General features: G+C 64.8%; 18 protein-coding genes. 3 read left to right on the top strand and 15 right to left on the bottom strand.

Going from position 1 to position 17,791, the window contains the following annotated elements; genetic code table 11:
- Positions 1 to 4 precede the first annotated feature (4 nt).
- The 5 genes from OK015_RS14535 to OK015_RS14515 form a co-directional block, all read right to left on the bottom strand.
- Positions 5 to 2,182: a glutamine synthetase III family protein gene (locus OK015_RS14535; protein WP_268123800.1), complete on the bottom strand. Its 2,178-nt coding sequence runs from the start codon at positions 2,180 to 2,182 to the stop codon at positions 5 to 7.
- Positions 2,183 to 2,330: 148 nt separating this feature from the next.
- Positions 2,331 to 3,149, bottom strand: coding sequence for a sulfate ABC transporter permease subunit CysW (cysW, locus tag OK015_RS14530; RefSeq protein WP_268123798.1), 819 nt, complete (start codon positions 3,147 to 3,149; stop codon positions 2,331 to 2,333).
- Positions 3,146 to 4,039 carry an ABC transporter permease gene (locus tag OK015_RS14525; RefSeq protein ID WP_268123796.1) on the bottom strand — a complete coding sequence of 298 codons (894 nt, stop codon included), beginning with the start codon at positions 4,037 to 4,039 and terminating at the stop codon, positions 3,146 to 3,148. The genes cysW and OK015_RS14525 overlap by 4 nt, the downstream gene beginning before the upstream one ends.
- A complete protein-coding gene (locus OK015_RS14520; RefSeq protein WP_268123794.1) occupies positions 4,036 to 5,073 on the bottom strand; it encodes a sulfate ABC transporter substrate-binding protein in 1,038 nt (345 codons plus the stop codon). Before OK015_RS14520 ends, OK015_RS14525 begins: the two co-directional genes overlap by 4 nt.
- A gap of 432 nt (positions 5,074 to 5,505) precedes the next feature.
- A complete protein-coding gene (locus OK015_RS14515) occupies positions 5,506 to 5,679 on the bottom strand; it encodes a hypothetical protein (RefSeq protein WP_268123792.1) in 174 nt (57 codons plus the stop codon).
- A gap of 188 nt (positions 5,680 to 5,867) precedes the next feature.
- Here OK015_RS14515 and OK015_RS14510 point away from each other — a divergent pair, with 188 nt between their 5' ends.
- Positions 5,868 to 6,533: a C39 family peptidase gene (locus OK015_RS14510; RefSeq protein ID WP_268123790.1), complete on the top strand. Its 666-nt coding sequence runs from the start codon at positions 5,868 to 5,870 to the stop codon at positions 6,531 to 6,533.
- Between the two features lie 13 nt (positions 6,534 to 6,546).
- Here OK015_RS14510 and OK015_RS14505 read toward each other — a convergent pair whose 3' ends face one another.
- Complete coding sequence (locus tag OK015_RS14505; protein ID WP_268123788.1) at positions 6,547 to 6,813, bottom strand: hypothetical protein; 267 nt, start codon at positions 6,811 to 6,813, stop codon at positions 6,547 to 6,549.
- Positions 6,814 to 6,913: 100 nt separating this feature from the next.
- Positions 6,914 to 7,681 (bottom strand): class I SAM-dependent methyltransferase, encoded by a 768-nt coding sequence (locus OK015_RS14500; protein ID WP_268123786.1) that lies wholly within the window; start codon positions 7,679 to 7,681, stop codon positions 6,914 to 6,916.
- 234 nt (positions 7,682 to 7,915) lie between these two features.
- Here OK015_RS14500 and OK015_RS14495 point away from each other — a divergent pair, with 234 nt between their 5' ends.
- Positions 7,916 to 8,608: a DUF899 family protein gene (locus OK015_RS14495; RefSeq protein ID WP_268123784.1), complete on the top strand. Its 693-nt coding sequence runs from the start codon at positions 7,916 to 7,918 to the stop codon at positions 8,606 to 8,608.
- Here the strand turns inward: OK015_RS14495 and OK015_RS14490 are convergent.
- The 7 genes from OK015_RS14490 to OK015_RS14460 all read right to left on the bottom strand — a co-directional run bounded on the left by OK015_RS14490 (position 8,605) and on the right by OK015_RS14460 (position 15,984).
- Positions 8,605 to 9,627, bottom strand: coding sequence for an epoxyqueuosine reductase (locus OK015_RS14490; RefSeq protein WP_268123782.1), 1,023 nt, complete (start codon positions 9,625 to 9,627; stop codon positions 8,605 to 8,607). The two genes, OK015_RS14495 and OK015_RS14490, sit on opposite strands and share 4 nt — an antisense overlap.
- A gap of 21 nt (positions 9,628 to 9,648) precedes the next feature.
- Entirely contained in the window at positions 9,649 to 11,325 is a 1,677-nt protein-coding gene (locus OK015_RS14485; protein WP_268123780.1) for a tetratricopeptide repeat protein, read from the bottom strand.
- Positions 11,326 to 11,340: 15 nt separating this feature from the next.
- Positions 11,341 to 12,816: an MFS transporter gene (locus OK015_RS14480; RefSeq protein WP_268123778.1), complete on the bottom strand. Its 1,476-nt coding sequence runs from the start codon at positions 12,814 to 12,816 to the stop codon at positions 11,341 to 11,343.
- A 137-nt stretch (positions 12,817 to 12,953) separates the two neighbouring features.
- Complete coding sequence (locus OK015_RS14475) at positions 12,954 to 13,187, bottom strand: hypothetical protein (protein ID WP_268123776.1); 234 nt, start codon at positions 13,185 to 13,187, stop codon at positions 12,954 to 12,956.
- A gap of 256 nt (positions 13,188 to 13,443) precedes the next feature.
- Complete coding sequence (locus OK015_RS14470) at positions 13,444 to 14,184, bottom strand: SDR family NAD(P)-dependent oxidoreductase (RefSeq protein WP_268123774.1); 741 nt, start codon at positions 14,182 to 14,184, stop codon at positions 13,444 to 13,446.
- Between the two features lie 113 nt (positions 14,185 to 14,297).
- Positions 14,298 to 14,582, bottom strand: a complete 285-nt coding sequence (locus OK015_RS14465; RefSeq protein ID WP_268123772.1) for a hypothetical protein — start codon at positions 14,580 to 14,582, stop codon at positions 14,298 to 14,300.
- 70 nt (positions 14,583 to 14,652) lie between these two features.
- Positions 14,653 to 15,984, bottom strand: a complete 1,332-nt coding sequence (locus OK015_RS14460) for a PPE family protein, SVP subgroup (RefSeq protein ID WP_268123770.1) — start codon at positions 15,982 to 15,984, stop codon at positions 14,653 to 14,655.
- Between the two features lie 505 nt (positions 15,985 to 16,489).
- On the opposite strand from OK015_RS14460, the gene OK015_RS14455 reads away from it, so the two are divergent.
- The gene (locus OK015_RS14455; protein WP_268132740.1) at positions 16,490 to 17,095 is read left to right on the top strand and encodes a biliverdin-producing heme oxygenase; all 606 of its coding nucleotides are present in this window, start codon (positions 16,490 to 16,492) and stop codon (positions 17,093 to 17,095) included.
- A gap of 7 nt (positions 17,096 to 17,102) precedes the next feature.
- On the opposite strand, the gene OK015_RS14450 is transcribed toward OK015_RS14455, so the two are convergent.
- Complete coding sequence (locus OK015_RS14450; protein ID WP_268123768.1) at positions 17,103 to 17,681, bottom strand: SpoIIE family protein phosphatase; 579 nt, start codon at positions 17,679 to 17,681, stop codon at positions 17,103 to 17,105.
- Positions 17,682 to 17,791: the final 110 nt, after the last annotated feature.

The raw sequence follows: 17,791 nt of genomic DNA, 5'->3' as shown, positions 1-17,791 counted from the left end.
GGATTCAGAGGATGTAGAGCATCTCCTGGTAGGTGGGTAGCGGCCACAGGTCGTCGGCGACAACGCTTTCCAGTATGTCGGCGGCGGCACGCACCGCTTCCATCGCCGGCAGCAGCGCCTCCTGGGCATGCGTGGCCTCGTCGAGTGCCGACTCTGCCGAGTGATCCGACAGGGCCGACTTCAGCGAGGCCAGGCCCGCCGCCAGATCGGCGATCGGCGTCGAAACCGCCTCCAACACAGCGGTGTTCGGCTCCACACCGGCCTTCTTCAAAGCGGCGACGTTCTGCGCGAGCTCGGTCTGGTAGCGAATCGCGGCGGGCAGGATGACCGTCGTCCCGAGCTCCAACGCCAGCTTGGCCTCGACCGCAACGGTCAGCGCGTACTGCTCGAGACGCACCTCGTAGCGGCTGTGCAGCTCGCGTTCGTTGAACACCCCGTATTTCGCGAAGAGTTCGATCGCATCCGGCTTGATCAGCTCCGGAATGGCGTCCAGCGTGGTCTTCAAGTTCGGCAGGCCGCGCTCGGCCGCTTCGATCTGCCAGTTCTCCGCGTAACCGTCGCCGTTGAAGACCACCGCGCCGTGCTCGGTGATGACCTCGGTCAGCAGTTTCTGCACCGCGTGGTCGAAGTCCTCGCCGGCGGCGACGGCTTCTTCCAGAACGCCCGCCATGTAGTCCAACGAGTCGGCCATGATCGTGTTGAGCACGATCAACGGCACGGCAACCGTCTGCCCCGAGCCGGGCGCCCGGAACTCGAACCGGTTACCGGTGAACGCGAACGGGCTGGTGCGGTTGCGGTCACCCGGATCGGTCGGCAGCGGCGGCAGGGTGTCGACGCCAATGATCATGGTGCCCTTACCCTTTGACGACGTTGCCGCGCCCTTGGCGATCTGCTCGAACACGTCGGCGAGCTGCTCGCCGAGGAAGATCGAGATGATCGCGGGCGGCGCCTCGTTAGCGCCCAGCCGGTGGTCGTTGGTGGCCGACGCGACCGAGACGCGGAGCAGCCCCGAGAATTTGTGGACGGCGCGAATCACGGCGGCGCAGAACACCAGGAACTGGGCGTTCTCGTGCGGGGTGTCGCCCGGGACCAGCAGCGAGCCCAGCTCGGAGTTGCCCAACGAGAAGTTGACGTGTTTGCCGGATCCGTTGACACCGGCGAAAGGCTTCTCGTGGAATAAGCATTCCATGCCGTGCTTCTTCGCGATCGTCTTGAATACCGTCATCAGCAGCTGCTGGTGGTCGGAGGCGATGTTGGCCCGCTCGAACATCGGCGCGATCTCGAACTGGCCCGGGGCCACCTCGTTGTGCCGGGTCTTGGCGGGAATACCGAGTTTGAACAGCTCGCGCTCGGTGTCCATCATGAAGCCGAGGACACGCTCGGGGACCGCACCGAAGTAGTGGTCGTCGAACTCCTGACCCTTCGGTGGCTTGGCGCCGAACAGGGTGCGTCCGGCGTTGACCAGGTCCGGTCGCGCCAGGAAGAAGTGCCGGTCGACCAGGAAGTACTCCTGCTCCGGGCCGCAGAACGAGACGACGTGATTGAGATCCTTGTGACCGAACAGCTTCAGAATGCGCTCGGCGTGCACGCCCATGGCCTGCTGGCTGCGCAGTAGCGGCGTCTTGTAGTCCAGAGCCTCACCGGTCATCGAGACGAACACCGTTGGGATGCACAGTGTGTTGCCGTTCGGGTTCTCCAGGATGTAGGCGGGGCTGGTGGCGTCCCAGCCGGTGTAGCCGCGCGCCTCGAAGGTGCTGCGTAGCCCACCCGACGGGAAGCTGGAGGCATCGGGCTCGCCCTGGATGAGTGTCTTGCCGGCGAACTCGGCGAGCGTGGTCCCGTCGCCGACGGGATCCAGGAAGCTGTCGTGCTTCTCGGCGGTCAGGCCGGTCATCGGGTAGAAAACGTGCGCGTAGTGGGTGGCGCCCTTCTCCACTGCCCAGTCCTTCATGGCCACCGCGACCGCGTCGGCCACCGCGGGGTCAAGCTTGGTGCCTTTGTCGATCGTCGCCACGACCGACTTGAACACCGATTTGGGCAGCCGCGCCTGCATCTCGGCCTTGGTGAAGACGTTAGAGCCGAAGATCTCGCCCGGGGCTTCACCGGGAACGAAGCTGACGGCCGGGGGGATGTATGCCTCGACGTTGTTGATCGCCTGCAGGCGTACTGAGTTTCCGCTCAATGGAGTTCCTATCGCTGCTGCTAAGGGGGTCCACGACCCCCATGTGCGGAGGGTGGACCGCCCCACCTTAGGAAGCTTCGATGCCAAACTTGTTACACGCGCGTCAACGGCGCGCTATCAGCGTTGCGAACATGAGACAAGTCACCGGTCAGGCCGGCGCCTTTGCCCGTTTCCGGCGAATCAACAGAATCGTCTTGACGATCAGGAACACCACGGCGACGCCCATCAGCATCGTGGACAGCGCGTAGGCGCCGTAGTCGGCTCCGCGGGCGTAGCGATCGTTCACCAGCAGCGTCAGGGTTTGCGACTCCCCCGGCAAGTTGGACGACACCATAATGACCCCGCCGAATTCGCCAAGCGTGCGTGCGGTGGTCAGCACCGTGCCGTAGATCAGGCCCCAGCGGATGGTCGGCAGGGTTATCCGCCAAAACGTCTGCCACGGGCCCGAGCCCAGCGTTGCGGCCGCCTGTTCCTGCTCGGTTCCCACCTCCTGCAGCACCGGTTGGACCTCTCGCACCACGAACGGCAAGGTGACGAAAATGCTGACCAGGATGAGGCCGGGCAAGCCGAAGATGATCTTGATTCCGAGGTCGTTTTCGACGAATCCCAGCGCGCCGGCCGACCCCCACAGCAGGATCAGGGCCACCCCCACGATGATGGGCGACACCGCGAAGGGCAGATCGACGAGTGCCTGCAGCGCGGCCCTGCCGCGGAATCGGCTGCGCGCGAGCAACAATGACGTGAGCACACCGAAGATCACATTCAGCGGCACCACGATGGCGACCACCAGAAGCGACAGGTGCAGCGCCGAGATCGCCGCCGGCGTGCTGATCCACGCGTAGAACTGATCAATCCCCGGCCGGAATGTCCGCCACAAAATGATCGACACCGGAACGATGAGCATCACGCCGATATAGGCCAGCGTCACCGATCGGGTGAGGTAGCGGGCCCACAATGACGACCTCACGCGGCCTGCTCCTCACGCTTGGCCGCTCGACCGCCCACGATCCGTAACAGCACCAGCACGGTAAACGAGATCGTCAACAGCACAATGGAAATCGCCGCGGCGCCAGTGCGGTCGTCATTCTCGATCAAGGAACGGATCCACTGTGACGAGACTTCGGTCTTGCCCGGAACGGCGCCACCGATGGTCACCACCGAGCCGAACTCGGCGATGCACCGTGAAAACGCCAGCCCGGCACCGGTGAACAGGGATGGGACCAGGGACGGCAGCACGATTGTCGTGAAGACTTTTGGGCCGCCGGCACCCAGCGATGCCGCGGCCTCCTCGACATCCCGATCGAGCTCGAGCAGTACCGGCTGGACGGCACGCACCACCAAGGGCAGCGTGACGAATGCCAGCGCCATCGCGACCCCGGGGGGCGTGTGCTGCAGATGAACGTGCACCGGACTGTTCTTGCCGTAGAGGGCCAGCATCACCAGGCTGGTCACGATGGTCGGCAGCGCGAACGGCAAGTCGATCAGGGCATCGATCAGCCCTTTCCCGACGAAGTTGTCACGCACCAGTACCCAGGCTGTCGCCAGCCCGAAAAACACGTCGAGGACGGTCACCACGACGGAAATTCCCAGCGTCACCCGAAACGACTCCACCGCGGCATGCGACGTGACCGCCAGCCAGAAAGCCTGCCAGCCGCCGCCGACGGACTGCCAGGCAATGGCGGCCAACGGCAGCAGCACGATCACCGACAACCACAGCGTGGTCACCCCCACGCGAAGTGACGTCAGACCCGGCCTGGTCGTCGCCCGCAGTCCTTCCGGCGGCTCCGGAAGTTGGCTACCGGGCGTCGCCAGCTCGGGCCGGATCGCCTCCGGATTCGGAACTATCGCGGTTGTCATCCGGTGGCCTGCATGTAGACCTTGGTGATACTGCCGGTGTTCTTGTCGAACAGTTGCGAGTCGGCCGTGCTCCACCCACCGAGTTCGTCGATCGTCCACAGTTTGACCGGCACTGGATACTGGTCCCGGAAACTGGCGGTGACGGCCGGATCGATCGACCGGAAACCCGCTTGCGCCCAGAGCTTCTGGGCCGCGGCCGTGTACTGGAAGTTCTTGAATGCGGTCGCGGCATCGAGGTGCGCGCTGGTACTGACCACGGCTACCGGATTCTCGATCTTGAAGGTTTGGGGCGGGATGAGGTGCTCCACGGGTTTGCCCTGCCGCTCGGCGGCAATGGCTTCGTTCTCGTAACTGATCAGTACGTCGCCGCTGCCTTCGGCGAAGACCGCGGTGGCGATCCGGCCCGACCCGGGACGCAACTTGACGTGCTCGTGCACCAACCTGCTGATGAAATCGATGCCCGCCTGGGCATCCGCGCCACCTCGGCTTTTGGCGGCGTACGGCGCGAGCAGGTTCCACTTCGCCGAACCCGAGCTCAGCGGACTGGGGGTGATGACCTCGATGCCGGGCCGCAGCAGATCGTCCCAGTCTCTGATGTTCTTCGGATTGCCCTTGCGCACAACCAAAGTCACTACCGACCCGAATGGATTGCCATGGCCGGCACCTTTGTCCCAATCCGCGGAGACCTTTCCCGCCTTCACCAATCGGGTGATGTCGGGCTCGACCGAGAAGTTCACGATGTCGGCCGGTTTTCCTTCGACGACGCCACGGGACTGGTCGGCAGACGCAGCGTAGGAGGCGATCACCTGCACACCCTTGCCCTCTTGGGTGAGATTGAACGCCGGAATCACACTGCTCCACCCGGGTTCTGGAACGGAATACGCGACCAGGGTGATCTTGGTGTTCGCACTGCTCAGACCGGCGCCGCCCACCACATCGCTGGCGCCACCCGCACACGCCGCCACCAGACCGATGACGGAGAGCAACGAGACGACATGACGCCAGCGCCGAGCGATACCGATGTCGTCAACCATGAGTCGGCCCTTCCAGTACGGGATTGCGGTACGTCGATCCCGTTGCTGCGGAAGGGCACTGAACCATCCAAGGAGACCGCCAACTCGAGGCCAGACCGCACACGGGCAGAAGAGTCAGCGACAACAGCGCGCGGCGGCAGAGCGCTCCAACGAACCGGCTGCCGCGTGCATGGCGCGAGCGTAGCAAAGCACACGTACCCGCACGGCCGAGCCGTAACGCCGTGATCGTCGTTGCCCGGGTAGCGACGAGAACCGATGGCATACATGACTGAGTACCGATTTACACGGCCGCACCGGCGAGGTAACGCACCCATCGCGCGAACTCGACGCGCACGCCGGGTTGGGTTTCCAGCAACCTGACGTCGAGGCCGGAGAAGACAGCGGCGCCAGGGTAGCCGGGCAGGTCGCGAAAGCCGCAGCATGGATGCGGTCTTATCGACGGGCGGCGCTGCCGGCCGGCGGTGGACGGTTGGCCGCCGGCACCCGGACCCGGTCGCCGCCGTCGGCGCGCCCCGCAGCTGGCGACGCGGCGAGGTATCGCATCGCGCGGGTGAGCCGGCGGCCACCGGGCTCGGCGTGCCGCCCGAGCGGCGCGGTAAAAGTCACGGTGATGAAAAGAGCCGGACACCAGCCGGTACCTGGTCGAGCAGTGCGGTCTCATGCCGGCAACATTTCCGCGTGTTCGGCCGCGATTTTCGCGAAGTTCCCGTTAAATGCTCCCGAGAGGGCGACCAGTGACCCTTTTCTCCATACCGCAGCGCGCCGCCCCCGCGGCTCGAGAAAAGGGAACGCCGATGGCCCGCACTTTGACGACCACGGTCGCCACGGCCATGCAAGCCGTCGCGGTGTTGTGTGCGGCCGCCGCGACGTCGACGGTCACGTGGGCCGCCACGGCTCACGCCACCTCGGGCCCCCCTGTGCCGGACGCCGACCACGAGGTGGGGATGTACGGCGACCCCGCGGCCGCTGCGCCCTACTGGCGCCAGCAACATGCTTCCGACTGTGGCGAGATGGCCGTGGCCGATGTCGTCGGCGAGATCACCGGGCGTCAGCCGACCGAACGACAGATCACGGATGTGGCCGAAAATACTTCGAGTGCAACAGGTTCCGGGCCGATATGGAACCCACCGGGCAATACCGACATCCGAGATCTGCCGCTGCTGCTTTGGCACTACTGGATCAGGTCCGACAACATCCAGTCCAATGTCGCTGCCTTGCAACAGGATCTGGCGGACAAGCACAAGGTGATCGCCCTCGTCAATGCCGAGACCATTTGGCATCGGCCCGGCAACCGCGCCCGGGCAAATCACTTTGTGGTGGTCACCGGCATCGACACCAAGGCCGGTGTGGTGCACCTCAACGACAGCGGCATCATCGCCGGCCGCGACGAGCAGGTGTCCATCGCCACCTTCGAGCAGGCGTGGGCCCCCAACCATAACTCCGCCGTCGTGACGAAGTGAAGCTAAACCCGGTTCAGGTCAAGCTTTTCGTCGCGTCCGACTCGATCACCGCGGATCCGCGCCGACCGTTGGCCAGGCTGCACGACTCGGCCAGCTCGGGCCCATAGGTGGCCGCACCGCACTCACATTCCCAGCAGATATGCCGGCCGCAGGAACACGGAATGGTGGCCACGATCATGTGTCCCGGCAAGAGCCAGTGGCCACGCCCACACCGTTGTGGTGGTCTGTCCATCCATTGCGTCCGCGAGGCACGCGTCAATTCGTCGACATGAACACTCACGGGCACCACCCTCCCATTGGCTTTGGCACCAAGCCAGGGGGATGTGCAAATCGTTATGGTCTCGTTGACCGTGTCGTTGCCTGCGAAATCGCGTGCACAATCAGTTTTTCTCGAGAGTTACCTGGTTGACGTCGATTTGGCCGGTGCGAAACGCGTTGGCCCGCCCGGTCAGGTAGTTCAGGTATCGCTGGTAGACCTCTTCGGACTGCATCTCGATGGCTTGGGCCTTATGCGCCTCGAGCGCCGCGGTCCACAGGTCGAGGGTCTTGACGTAATGCGGCTGCAACGGCTCGCGCAGGGTCAGGGTGAAACCCGCTTCGGCCGCATGCTGCTCCACCGGGTCGATCGACGGCAATCCGGTGATCATGTGCAAGAACATGACGCCATCGTCGGGCAGGACCGTGTAGGCCATTTCGAACAAGTCGTCGTACCGGTCGTGACGGCCGGGCTCGAACGCCCCGATGGACACGATCCGGTCGACGGGCTCGCTGAACTCCTCCCAGCCCTGCAGCATCACCCACTTGCTGCGCTGGGTGTCCATCTCGTCGAACATCTTCTGCACGTGGGCGGCCTGGTCGCTGGACGGTGTCAGGCCGACGACGTTGACGTCGTATTTCTCGACGGCCCGGCGCATCGTGGTCCCCCAGCCGCAGGCGACGTCGAGCAGTGTCATGCCGGGGCGCAGATCCAGTGCGGCCAGCGCCAAATCGATTTTGGCGATTTGAGCCTCTTCGAGCGTCATGTCATCGCGTTCGAAATACGCGCAACTGTAAGTCTGGGTGCGATCCAGGAAGAGGCGGAAAAAATCGTCGGATAGGTCGTAGCGCGCCTGCGCATCGTCGACGATGGGGATCGTCCCCTGAGTCATGATTTCGTGCCTTTCCGGACCCAGGGCCCCCGCGTGTGACATCTCAAGTGTGTGCAAACAGGTACCCAGATGCACGTCGAGCAAACCAATTCGAAGCTAATTCTCAGCTTTGGGCGCGGCTATTTGCCTTCCACGACGCCGGTCCGCGCCGACTGCCTGCATTCTGCGATGAATTTCCCGCGCACCGCCAGTCAGACTTACATGTCGAAAGAATCGCTAGCAAAGGTGGATCCCATGTCCCCGAACAACCCGGCCCTACCGCCGATCGTCGACGACCGGACCTGGCGCGCCAAGCTCGACGAACTGCGCACCCGCGAGAAGGCCGCCACCCGCGAACTGGATGCGATCGCCGCCCAACGGCGCCGGCTACCGATGGTCGAGTTACCCGACTACACCCTGATCGGATCGGATGGGCACATCCGCCTCGTCGACGTGTTCGGTGGCCGCTCGCAGCTCATCAGCTACCACCACATGTGGTCCGACGGCGCGCAGTGGCAGTGCGGCGGGTGCACCGGTTTCACGTCGCAGTTCACCCGCTTGGAGTTCCTTGACAACTACGATGCCCGCTTCGTCATCGTCACCAACGGCCCGATCGAGGAAGCACTTGCCTACAAGCACAAGGTGGGCAATCGGATGTCGTGGTACTCGTCGTCGCAGAGCTCGTTCGGCGCCGACATGGACGCGCCCCCGGGCGGGGGCTTCGCGGTCAACGTGTTCCTGCGCGACGGCGACACGGTGTACCGCACCTGGCACACGAACGGACGCGGCACCGAACACCTCAGCCACTCGTTTCCACTGATCGACGTATTGCCGTGGGGCCGCCAGGAAGAATGGCTCGATTCGCCCGCGGGCTGGCCGTCGCGACCCACCTACTCGGGTTGGTTGGACTCCCCCGACATCGCCCGCGTCTACGGGCCGCAGAGCTAACGCCCGCCGTCGACGACTTTCACCGGCTTGTGCGGATAGCGGCGTTCCGCGTACTCCTTGGCCTTGGAATTCGGCAGGACGTAGAGGGTTTCCTTCTTGTCCTGCAACGGTTTTAACACCAGGTCCATGAAACCCTTGCGGTTGTCCAGGTAGGGCTCGATGACATCCTCGCCGGCCGGGCACACCGCCAGGCAGTAGGCCGCCTTGTAGTTGGGCTTGAACGACAGGCTCTGCCACATCGACGCGTTCTCCGAATCGGTTACCCGCGAACGGAAATCGGCCGCGTCGGTGCTGTCGGCCACCGTCTGCACCCAATCGGTGAAGCCGCCCATGAACTCGCGGTAGTTGTGCGTCGAACACGCCAGCCAATCGAAGCTGCCGTCCTTGCCGATCGCGCCAACCGGGCAGGCCGCCACGCACAACTTGCATTCAAGGCACGGGCTGTAGTCCAGCGGCTGGCCATAGCTGCTGATCGGCGTGTCCACCAGGATCGTGCCCAGCAGGATGAAGTTGCCGAACTTCGGGTGAATGACGTTGCGGTGGATGCCCATCACGCCCAAGCCCGCGGCCACGGCGACGGGTTTGTGCGCCACCACCCAGATGCGTCCGGGGTAGTTGTCCATCTCCATCGGAAAGGTCGCCGACGGGTTCAGCACCCGATAGCCGGCATCCTGCAGTCGACGGACGATGCGGTAGGCCGCCTCGTTGAGCAACTCGCCGCTGCGGTGAAACTCCTGGTTGGCGACGCTTCGCGCCGTCGAACGGATGTTGTCGCGGTTCATCTTGACCACCAGCGAGATGTAACTCCTCGTCCCCGGCAACGCGGCCTCGACGTGCTCGACCTCCGAGGCCAGGTCCGGGTTGTCGACACTGGCGAACGCCACGTCGTCGACGCCCGCGTCCAGGCACAGCTGCCGCAGCCAATCCGCATCGAGCACGCCGGGTTTCCGCGTCGGGCGCGACCGCACCTTTTGCACGGTGGGGTGTTGCGCCAGCCGAGCCGGGAGTTTCTCGCTCATGCTAGGTATAGTACACAATACTTAGCTGGTGTCGGCCCCTAGGCGGCACGCACACGACGCGGTGATCGCGACGTCGGCGTACGTGCGGGCCAGCGTCAGTTGCTGCTCGATGATCGTCGCCTCCGCGGTGCGGCCGAGACGCCGCAGGCACTCGTGGTATCCGTGCAGGCTCCACACATTTTTCGGATGTTGGCAGCATCTGCGCACCGTCGGGTCGAAGCCGAGATCGGCCGCGTAGACGGCGGCCGCCTCGGCCACCCGACCCTGCTCCAGCAGCAGCGCGCCATAGGCGTGGCGGGTCGGTTGCATCCAGCCCCAGGGCTCGTCATAAGGCAAGTTGTCGTCGAGTTGAATCGCGCGCCGAAGATGTTGGAACGCCAGATCGAAATCCCCTTGACGGTAAGCGATTTCGCCGTCCAGCATCGCGCCGGCCACCGCGAGGATGTCGCGACTGGTGTTGTTGAACAAATACCGTGACGCAGGAATGCGAGCATACGCCGCGATGAAGGCTTCACGCTCGGCATTTGCTTGCACCAGTTGACCTTTGGCGGCGTGAGCCACACCGCGCCCGTAGTGAATCGTCGCCGTCGTGGTGCAGTACAAATCCTGATCGTTCGGCAAAGACTCCGCTATCAGGTCTGCCCAACGGCCGAAGCGGACAAAAACGTGCACCCGAAGCGGAACGAAGGCCTCCAGCCAGTCGGCCATCGGCGGTGATTCGACGGACAGCACTTCCGGTGTGAGCTGCTGGGCGAGTTCATCGGCGGCCTCCAGCGCGACACGGAATTGACCCGAGAACATCGCCGCGTAGACGACGAAGTGCAAGTCGTGCGCTCGGTAAGCCGAATAAAAGTTCAGCGGTCCTTCGCGTTCGAGAAACCGCCGATCCGCACGCACCGCTTCCACATTCGACACCACCGCGCTGCGATAGTCGCCGCACAGCACATCGATATGGGTCGGCATGTGTTCGAGGTGGCCGGCGTCGGGTACCAGCCCGCGCAGCAGATCGGCCGCCGGTAGCGCCTCTTCGGGGTGGGCGGATAGCTCCATCGTGTGCAGGTAGAGGTGCAGGATGCCCGGGTGGGCCCGGCCGGCGGCCGTCCGCAACGCCGTCTGCAGAATCCGCTTGGCCTCGACCACTCGGGAACCTGGGGCGGGCTCCCCGGTGCGGGTGTCCCACAGTGCCCATGCCGTCACGTTGACCAGCGCGTCCGCGGCCAGCGCCGCAACGTCGATATCGCCCGGATAGGCCGACGCTAGGTCCACCATCGCTGCGGCGTACGAGGCGTTACCGGCGGTCAGCGCCGCGGTGTCAGTCACGTCGTCGGTCGGAAAGCGAGCAGCCAGCGCCTCGATCAGGCCGCGCTCAACGGCCGTCGCGCGCCCGCCGATCGCCAGCCGCAGCTCGTCACGCGCCCGGGTCAGCGAGGCTGCCAGCTCGACCGGGTCAAACGCGTCCCAGGCTTTGTTGTAGTTGGGGCCCACCGAGTAGGCGATGCCCCATCGCGCGATGGCGAGATCGGGGTCCAGGCCGAGCGCCTGCTCAAAGCACCGCACTGCCTCTTCGTGGTTGAACGCGTACGCCCACACCATGCCCCGGTCGAACCACAGCTGCGCCTGAACCGACGGCGTATCGACGGCCCGGTGGTAGGAGCCGAGGTCATAGTAGGGCTCGAGCTCGCCGCGTGGGACCGCCACGTCGCCGACGATAACCTACGCGGGCGAGTCTTCCCGGCTCTCCGCGTCGGCCACCGTCAACGGCAGCGCCAGATCCTCCAGAGCTCGCTGCTCGGCCGCGATCCCGAGCCATAGCTCGACCAGGCCCGCGACCGCCATCACGATCGCCCCGATCAGGAACGACCAGAGCACCTGACCCCGGTCCCCCGAATTGATCAACTCACCGAAGAGGATCGGCCCGGTGATGCCGCCGATCGCGGTGCCCACGGCGTAGAAGAACGCGATGGCCAGCGCCCTGGTCTCCATCGGGAAGATCTCGCTGACGGTCAAGTACGCCGCACTTGCTCCCGCCGAGGCCAGGAAGAAGGCCGCTGCCAGCACGACGATGAAGGTCCAGACACCACCGGTCTGGTTCACGAACACCACCCCGAGGACAACCGCGATCACCGCGGAGCCGATGTAGGTGGCGCTGATCATCGGTTTGCGGCCGACGGTGTCGAACAGCCGGCCGAGGACCAAGGGGCCGAGGAAGTTGCTCAACGCCCACAGAATGAAGAACACCGGCACTTTTCCGGATGGAATCCCGTAGAACCTGCTCAGCAGCGTGCCTAGATTGAAGGTCACACCGTTGTACAGGAACGCCTGACCGATGAATAGCGCGAGCCCGAGCACCGCGCGCTTCGGATAGAGCTTGAATGCCACCCGGGCGATCTCCCGGAATGGAATTGCTTGGCGCTGACGAATTTTCAGCGGCACGCCTTGTGGCTCGGGCAGCGGTTGTCCGGTTTCTCGCTGCACGTCTTGCTCGATCTCGCCGACGATCCGCTCGGCTTCCTCGTCGCGCCCATGAATGAACAACCACCGAGGGCTTTCCGGAACATTGCGCCGGACAAGCAGCACGAAGATCCCGAATATGGCACCGATGCCGAAGGCGAGCCGCCAACCGATGTTCGCGGGGAAGTTCGAGGTGTCCAGCAGGACCAGCGCACCCGCGGCTCCAGCAGCCGAACCCAGCCAGTAGGTGCCGTTGATGATCAGGTCCACGCGACCGCGCACCCGCGCCGGGATCAACTCGTCGATCGCTGAGTTGATGGCCGCGTATTCGCCTCCTATGCCGGCGCCGGTGAAAAAGCGGGCGACGAAGAAATACCAGGGCGCGAAGGCGAATGCGGTCGCGACGGTGGCGACCAGGTAGACCGCCAGGGTCAGGATGAACAGATTGCGCCGTCCGAACCGGTCCGTCAGGTGACCGAAGAACAATGCGCCCAGGCACGCACCCGTGATGTAGATCGCCGCCGCGTAGCCGATCTGCGCCGGGTTGAGCTCGATACCACTGCCCTTTTCGGTGAGCCGGGCGGACACGTTGCCGACCATCGTGACCTCGAGCCCATCGAGCACCCATACCCCGCCGAGCCCGACCACGACGCGCCAGTGAAACCGCGACCACGGCAACCGGTCCAGGCGCGCCGGTACGTGCGTCGTGATGGTTTTCGTTTGCGCGCCTGAGCTCATCCTGCCTCCGTCCTGGTGGCTACAGAGTTACCCGCCACCACGCACGAGCAAGCCTGAAAGGGCCATTCCGCGTGCGACGCGGGCCGTTCGAGATCCTGCCGGACCCTACCAGCCCGCGGATGTGGGGAGTCTGGCGCTCAGGAACTCGGTTCGGGCGAGGGATGAGCGCCGGTGACGACGGGCGGAAACTCGGGTCGCAGCGAGGTGTTCAGATCATCGTGCTCGATGCGGGCCCATTGGTGCGACGAGAAGTACCACGTCCACTTGCCCGTGGACGGGCCGATCTTCAGCACGGCGCCATCGGTGTCGAAATGGAGTTCGTCCCCATAGGTAATTTCGGTGCCATCGGCCCAGGTCACTGTGAAAGACATGGGGGCAAGCTACCCGGCACAGTTATCCAATACCTGTACAAAGGCCGACAACTTATTTCTTCCGGGGCGATGCGGCGGTGATCCCCGGGCGCACGAGCGCCAGGCATCCGAACCTGAGGTCCGCCTGCTGCAGGCCGCCAACTCTGCGTTACCGACGAAATGACCGGGCTCACCAACCGTCGCGGCTTGGTGGGTCTGATCTGCCCGCTCGCCCTGGGTGCTGACTTTCCTTGACTACGAGCGAGATTCGGCTTCTTCAGCCGGCGCCCTTGCCGTTGTCGACCCGGTAGACCGCGCCATGGATGGCGGCTGCGGCGTCGCTGGCCAAGAACGCAACCACATTCGCAACATCGAGGGGCCGCATCATGCCGCGCGGCGAGGCCGTGCGCATGATCAGATCGTAATTCGGCTCCTCTGGCGCACTGAACTGTTCGATTTGCGGGGTGAGCATGCCGCCGGGACATACCGCATTGACGCGCAGCCGATCGGCGGTGTACTCCACTGCCAAAGCTCGAGTCAGCCCGATGAGCCCGTGCTTGGCGGCGCAGTAGCCGGCCGAGTAGGCCTGGCCCTCGACGCCGGCAATCGAGGCGACGTTGACGATGTTGCCACCCCTTTCCAGCAGATGCGGCAGAGCGGCCCTGCACAGGTAGAACGGTCCGTTCAGGTTGACCGCGAGATCCTCTGTCCACTCATCGTCGGTCATCGACTCCGTTCGGCGCATCTGGTGCTTCCCGGCGACGTTGACCAGGACGTCTAGTCCGCCGAACTCCTGGACGCACTGCTCGACCGCATCCTTGCAGGCTTTGGCGGAGCCGACATCGACTGATGCGTGGGAGCCACGCTCCACACCGGTGAATACCTCGGCCAATCGGGCGTTATCCCGCGCTATGCCGAAAACCGTTGCGCCCTGCCGGGAAAGCAGCTTGGCCGTTTCGGCACCCAGGCCCGACGATGCGCCGGTCACGAGCGTGACCTTGCCTTGCAGTGCAGTCATACCAGTTCTCGTCCTTTCCAGCTGTTGATGCACATGTGCCTCGCCTGGGCGGGTGGTGCCACTAGCAAACCAACTCCGGCGACAACGCCTGCCACCAGGGGCCGCGCGCCACCTCAGACGAGGGTTGCGCGCTTCACGATGACCGCGACTCCCCCACGCAGGAAGTCGAGCGGCGCAACGGATCTCAAACGTGCATCGCGGAACAGGCGCTGCGCCTGGGTGGACCGCCGGATGCGGCGGACGACCATCAGCACGACGAAACTCATCGCAAGCCGCCCTAATGCGATGCGGCTGGTGCGCTTCCCCCAGGTCGACGGCGTCGAGCCCGCGCGGCGACCGACGTAAAACCCGACGCATGTTGCCATCGCGAACGCGCAGATCACCGCAAGAACCGCCATGATGACGAGCGTCCTTTGCCGCTGTCGCGGGGAGATCACGCGCGAGATACACCTCGGCCACGTTGCAGCGTCAGCGATCGCTGAGAAGTCGCTGCTTCTGTTCGCCGAATTCCTGCTCGGTCAAAACTCCGCTGTCCCGCAATTGGCCGAGTTTACTTAGCACCTCGGTGATTTCGCGTAGCTCGGCAGCGCTGCCGCCGGGCCGACCGCGCGGCGCTTCCCCGAGATCGCGAGGAACACCACCCGCGGGCACCAAAATCCCGGGGGCGTCGATTTTGTCTGCTGGACGGCGATCCCGGGAACCCGCTGTGCCACGTCCGGACAACGCCATCAGCGGCGCGCCGCCGAAAATGGGCATTCCGCTGAACAGGCCGGGACTTGAACCGGCTGTCGGGACAGGACCGGTGAGCGGTGACGCTTGGGCGACCAGCCGCACCTCAGGCGCCGCCGACGCCCAGCCCTCCGGCACCGACAAACGGCCGAGGGAGGACGCGCGGCCCGTTTCCGCCGAAACGGTTGTCGCCGTCTCGGGTAGGCGCCTCGTTGACGCCGCCCCTTCCTGCGGCGCCGACGGCTCTGCTGCCGATACGGTCGCCGGCCCGACGGCTTTCTGTTCGGCGTCAGAAATGAATCCCCCGGCGCCCGCCAGCCCGATCAGGCCGAGGCCGTTTCCGAGAAAACCTGAGCCAAGAGACGCCAGGTCATAGGGATTGGAGAACTCCGAAAAGTCGGACAGACCGGACGACGATGTGAGCGCCTGTAGCGCAGTCGGCACCGCGGACATCGCATTCCCATTGGACAGCGCGCTTTGCACCTGGCCGGCCGACGTGCCGGCGGCCTGCGCGGCTGCGGCCCGCTGCGCGGTGAGTCCGCCCTGGTTGGTGGTCTCCTCCGGCGGAGCGAACGGAGTCACTTCGGAGGCCGCTTGCGACTCGCCGGCATAGCTGTACATCGCGGCGACGTCCTGGGCCCACATTTCGCCGTAGGCGACTTCGTTAGCCGCGATCGCCGCGGTGTTTTGGCCCACGAGGTTGGTCGCGATGAGGGACGTCAGCTCGGCGCGATTGGCCTCGACCACGGGTGGGGGCACCGTCATCACGTATGCGGACTCATACGCCGTCGCGGCGGCTTTGGCCTGGGCACTAGCCTGCATCGCCTGCGCGGCGGTGGCGTTCAGCCACTCCACCTGCGGTGCCGCCGCGGCCGCCATCGAGGCGGCCGCCGGACCCTGCCATGACTCGCTGGTCAGCCCCGAAATCACCGATTCGAGGTCGGCGGCCGCGGTGTGCAGCTCGTCGGCCAGTTCATCCCATGCCGCGGCGGCGGCCAGCATCGAGCCCGCTCCGGGGCCGGCGTACATGCGCCCGGAGTTGACCTCGGGCGGCAATGCCGCGAAATGCATTTGGTATACCCCTGAAATCGTCGCAGTCCGGTCATGCTGCTTTGCGCTTCAGGTTCTCCTTGTTACCACGCGATCCTGGGATCTTCGAGGAAGCGCCAGCGTGCGGCATGCTTGCGGTTGCCAACGACTTCGCCAATTAGGTTGTCAGCTCGGGGTTTTGCACTCGCGATCGGAAGGGCTGTTACCTTGCGCACAGTTGCCGAGTTGGAGGCGGCGAACGCGGACAATGTCGGAATCGCAAGTTCGGCCGAGTGCGCGGAAGCACGGGCTATCTGTTCGAAATGTTATGCTGCGCAAGGATATTTGTCAGGTGTAGAACGAATTACATTGCTTCACAATATTTATGAAGCCGTCCGACGAACGGCGCCTCGCCTTTCGCTTGTACTCAACCGCGACACTCGGTAGCTGGCAATCGGCCTAAAACTGCGTTGGCGCAGGACTGGGTACCATCCAAGACGTGAATTCGGTGAGCGGCGCTGAGACGGATCGTCCGCTGTCCGTCGCGATGAAGGAGGGCTCGGCCGAAGAGCACGCCCGTGCGGAGCAGTCGCCGTTCGTCACGGAGTTGCTAGCGGGACGAGTCAACAACCACGGCTACGCCGACTACCTGCTGCGACTACGGGTGGTTTATGCGGCATTGGAGGACGCCGTTCGGACCCGTCGCGAGGACCCGTTGGTGGCCGCGGTGTACGACCCGCTGCTGGAGCGCCTACCGGCGATCGAGGCAGACCTCGAGCATTGGAAACCCCGGGGCGGCAACCAGATACAGTCTCCTGCCGCGGAGGCGTACCGCGATCGCATCGACGACGTCTCATGGGGCGGTGCGCTGGTGGCCCACCACTACACCCGCTACCTCGGGGATCTCTCCGGCGGCCAGGCTATCGGCAGGATTCTTGACCGCACGTTCTCTCTTGAGGGCGCCGGACTCGCGATGTACCGTTTCCCGTTGCAGCCCAAGCCTTTCAAGGACCGCTATCGGGCACGTCTCGATGCGCTGCGCTTGGCGCCAGGCGCGGTTCGTCGTGCTGTCGACGAGGTCAAGGTCGCGTTCCTCCTGAACCAGGCCATGTTCGACGAACTGTCCGAAAACCTCGCCGCCTATCAGCAGTGACCGAAAATCAGGGGCGCCAGAGGGCAACGACGGTGACGTCATCGTCGATGTTGCCCGAGTCCATCGCCGTCCAGATCCTGGACGCCGGCGTATCGCCCGCGCGGCCCAGCGCCGCAGCCAACCGGCCGAGCCCCTCATCGATGACTTCGCCGCGACGTTCCACCAGGCCGTCGGAGTACATGACCAGTCCGTGGCCGGGCTCGACGGTGAACTCGCTCGGGCGTACGTCACGCCGCGGATGCCGATCGGCGGCGAGAGCTCTATCGGCGCGAGGATGGCGTCGAACGCCCGCGGCTGGCCAGCGACGTCGATCACGCATTCGAGCGGGTTGCGCTCGCGCAGGCTGCCGAAACTTCGAGGCCGCCTGCTCGACGCGGGCGGCCTGTTGGTGACCGATCAGTGTCGACAGGTGCTGGCCCAGGACGGCATCGACGGGACGGCCCGGCAGCTCGTCGACGTTGGCGCTGACTTGACGCACCTGGAAGGCGAGCTCCCGCACCGCCGCAAGCACGCCGCGCGGCTGGATGCTGCCCGGGATGTGGATCGGCTCACGGGCGCAGTTGTCGAGGTCGATGGGTGTAGCCACCGGGACAAGATCGTCGATCTGCTAGCTCTCTCCTGCCAGTCGCGGGATGGGCTGCCCGTCGCTGGTCACGCCTTCACAATAGTTCGGCGCATGAGAGCGACGGCCCGAAT

This window comes from Mycobacterium sp. Aquia_216 (assembly GCF_026723865.1).
In the GTDB taxonomy this organism is placed as follows: Bacteria; Actinomycetota; Actinomycetes; order Mycobacteriales; family Mycobacteriaceae; genus Mycobacterium.
Note: the sequence above shows the minus strand (reverse complement) of the source record. Positions and strands in the feature narration are given on the sequence as shown.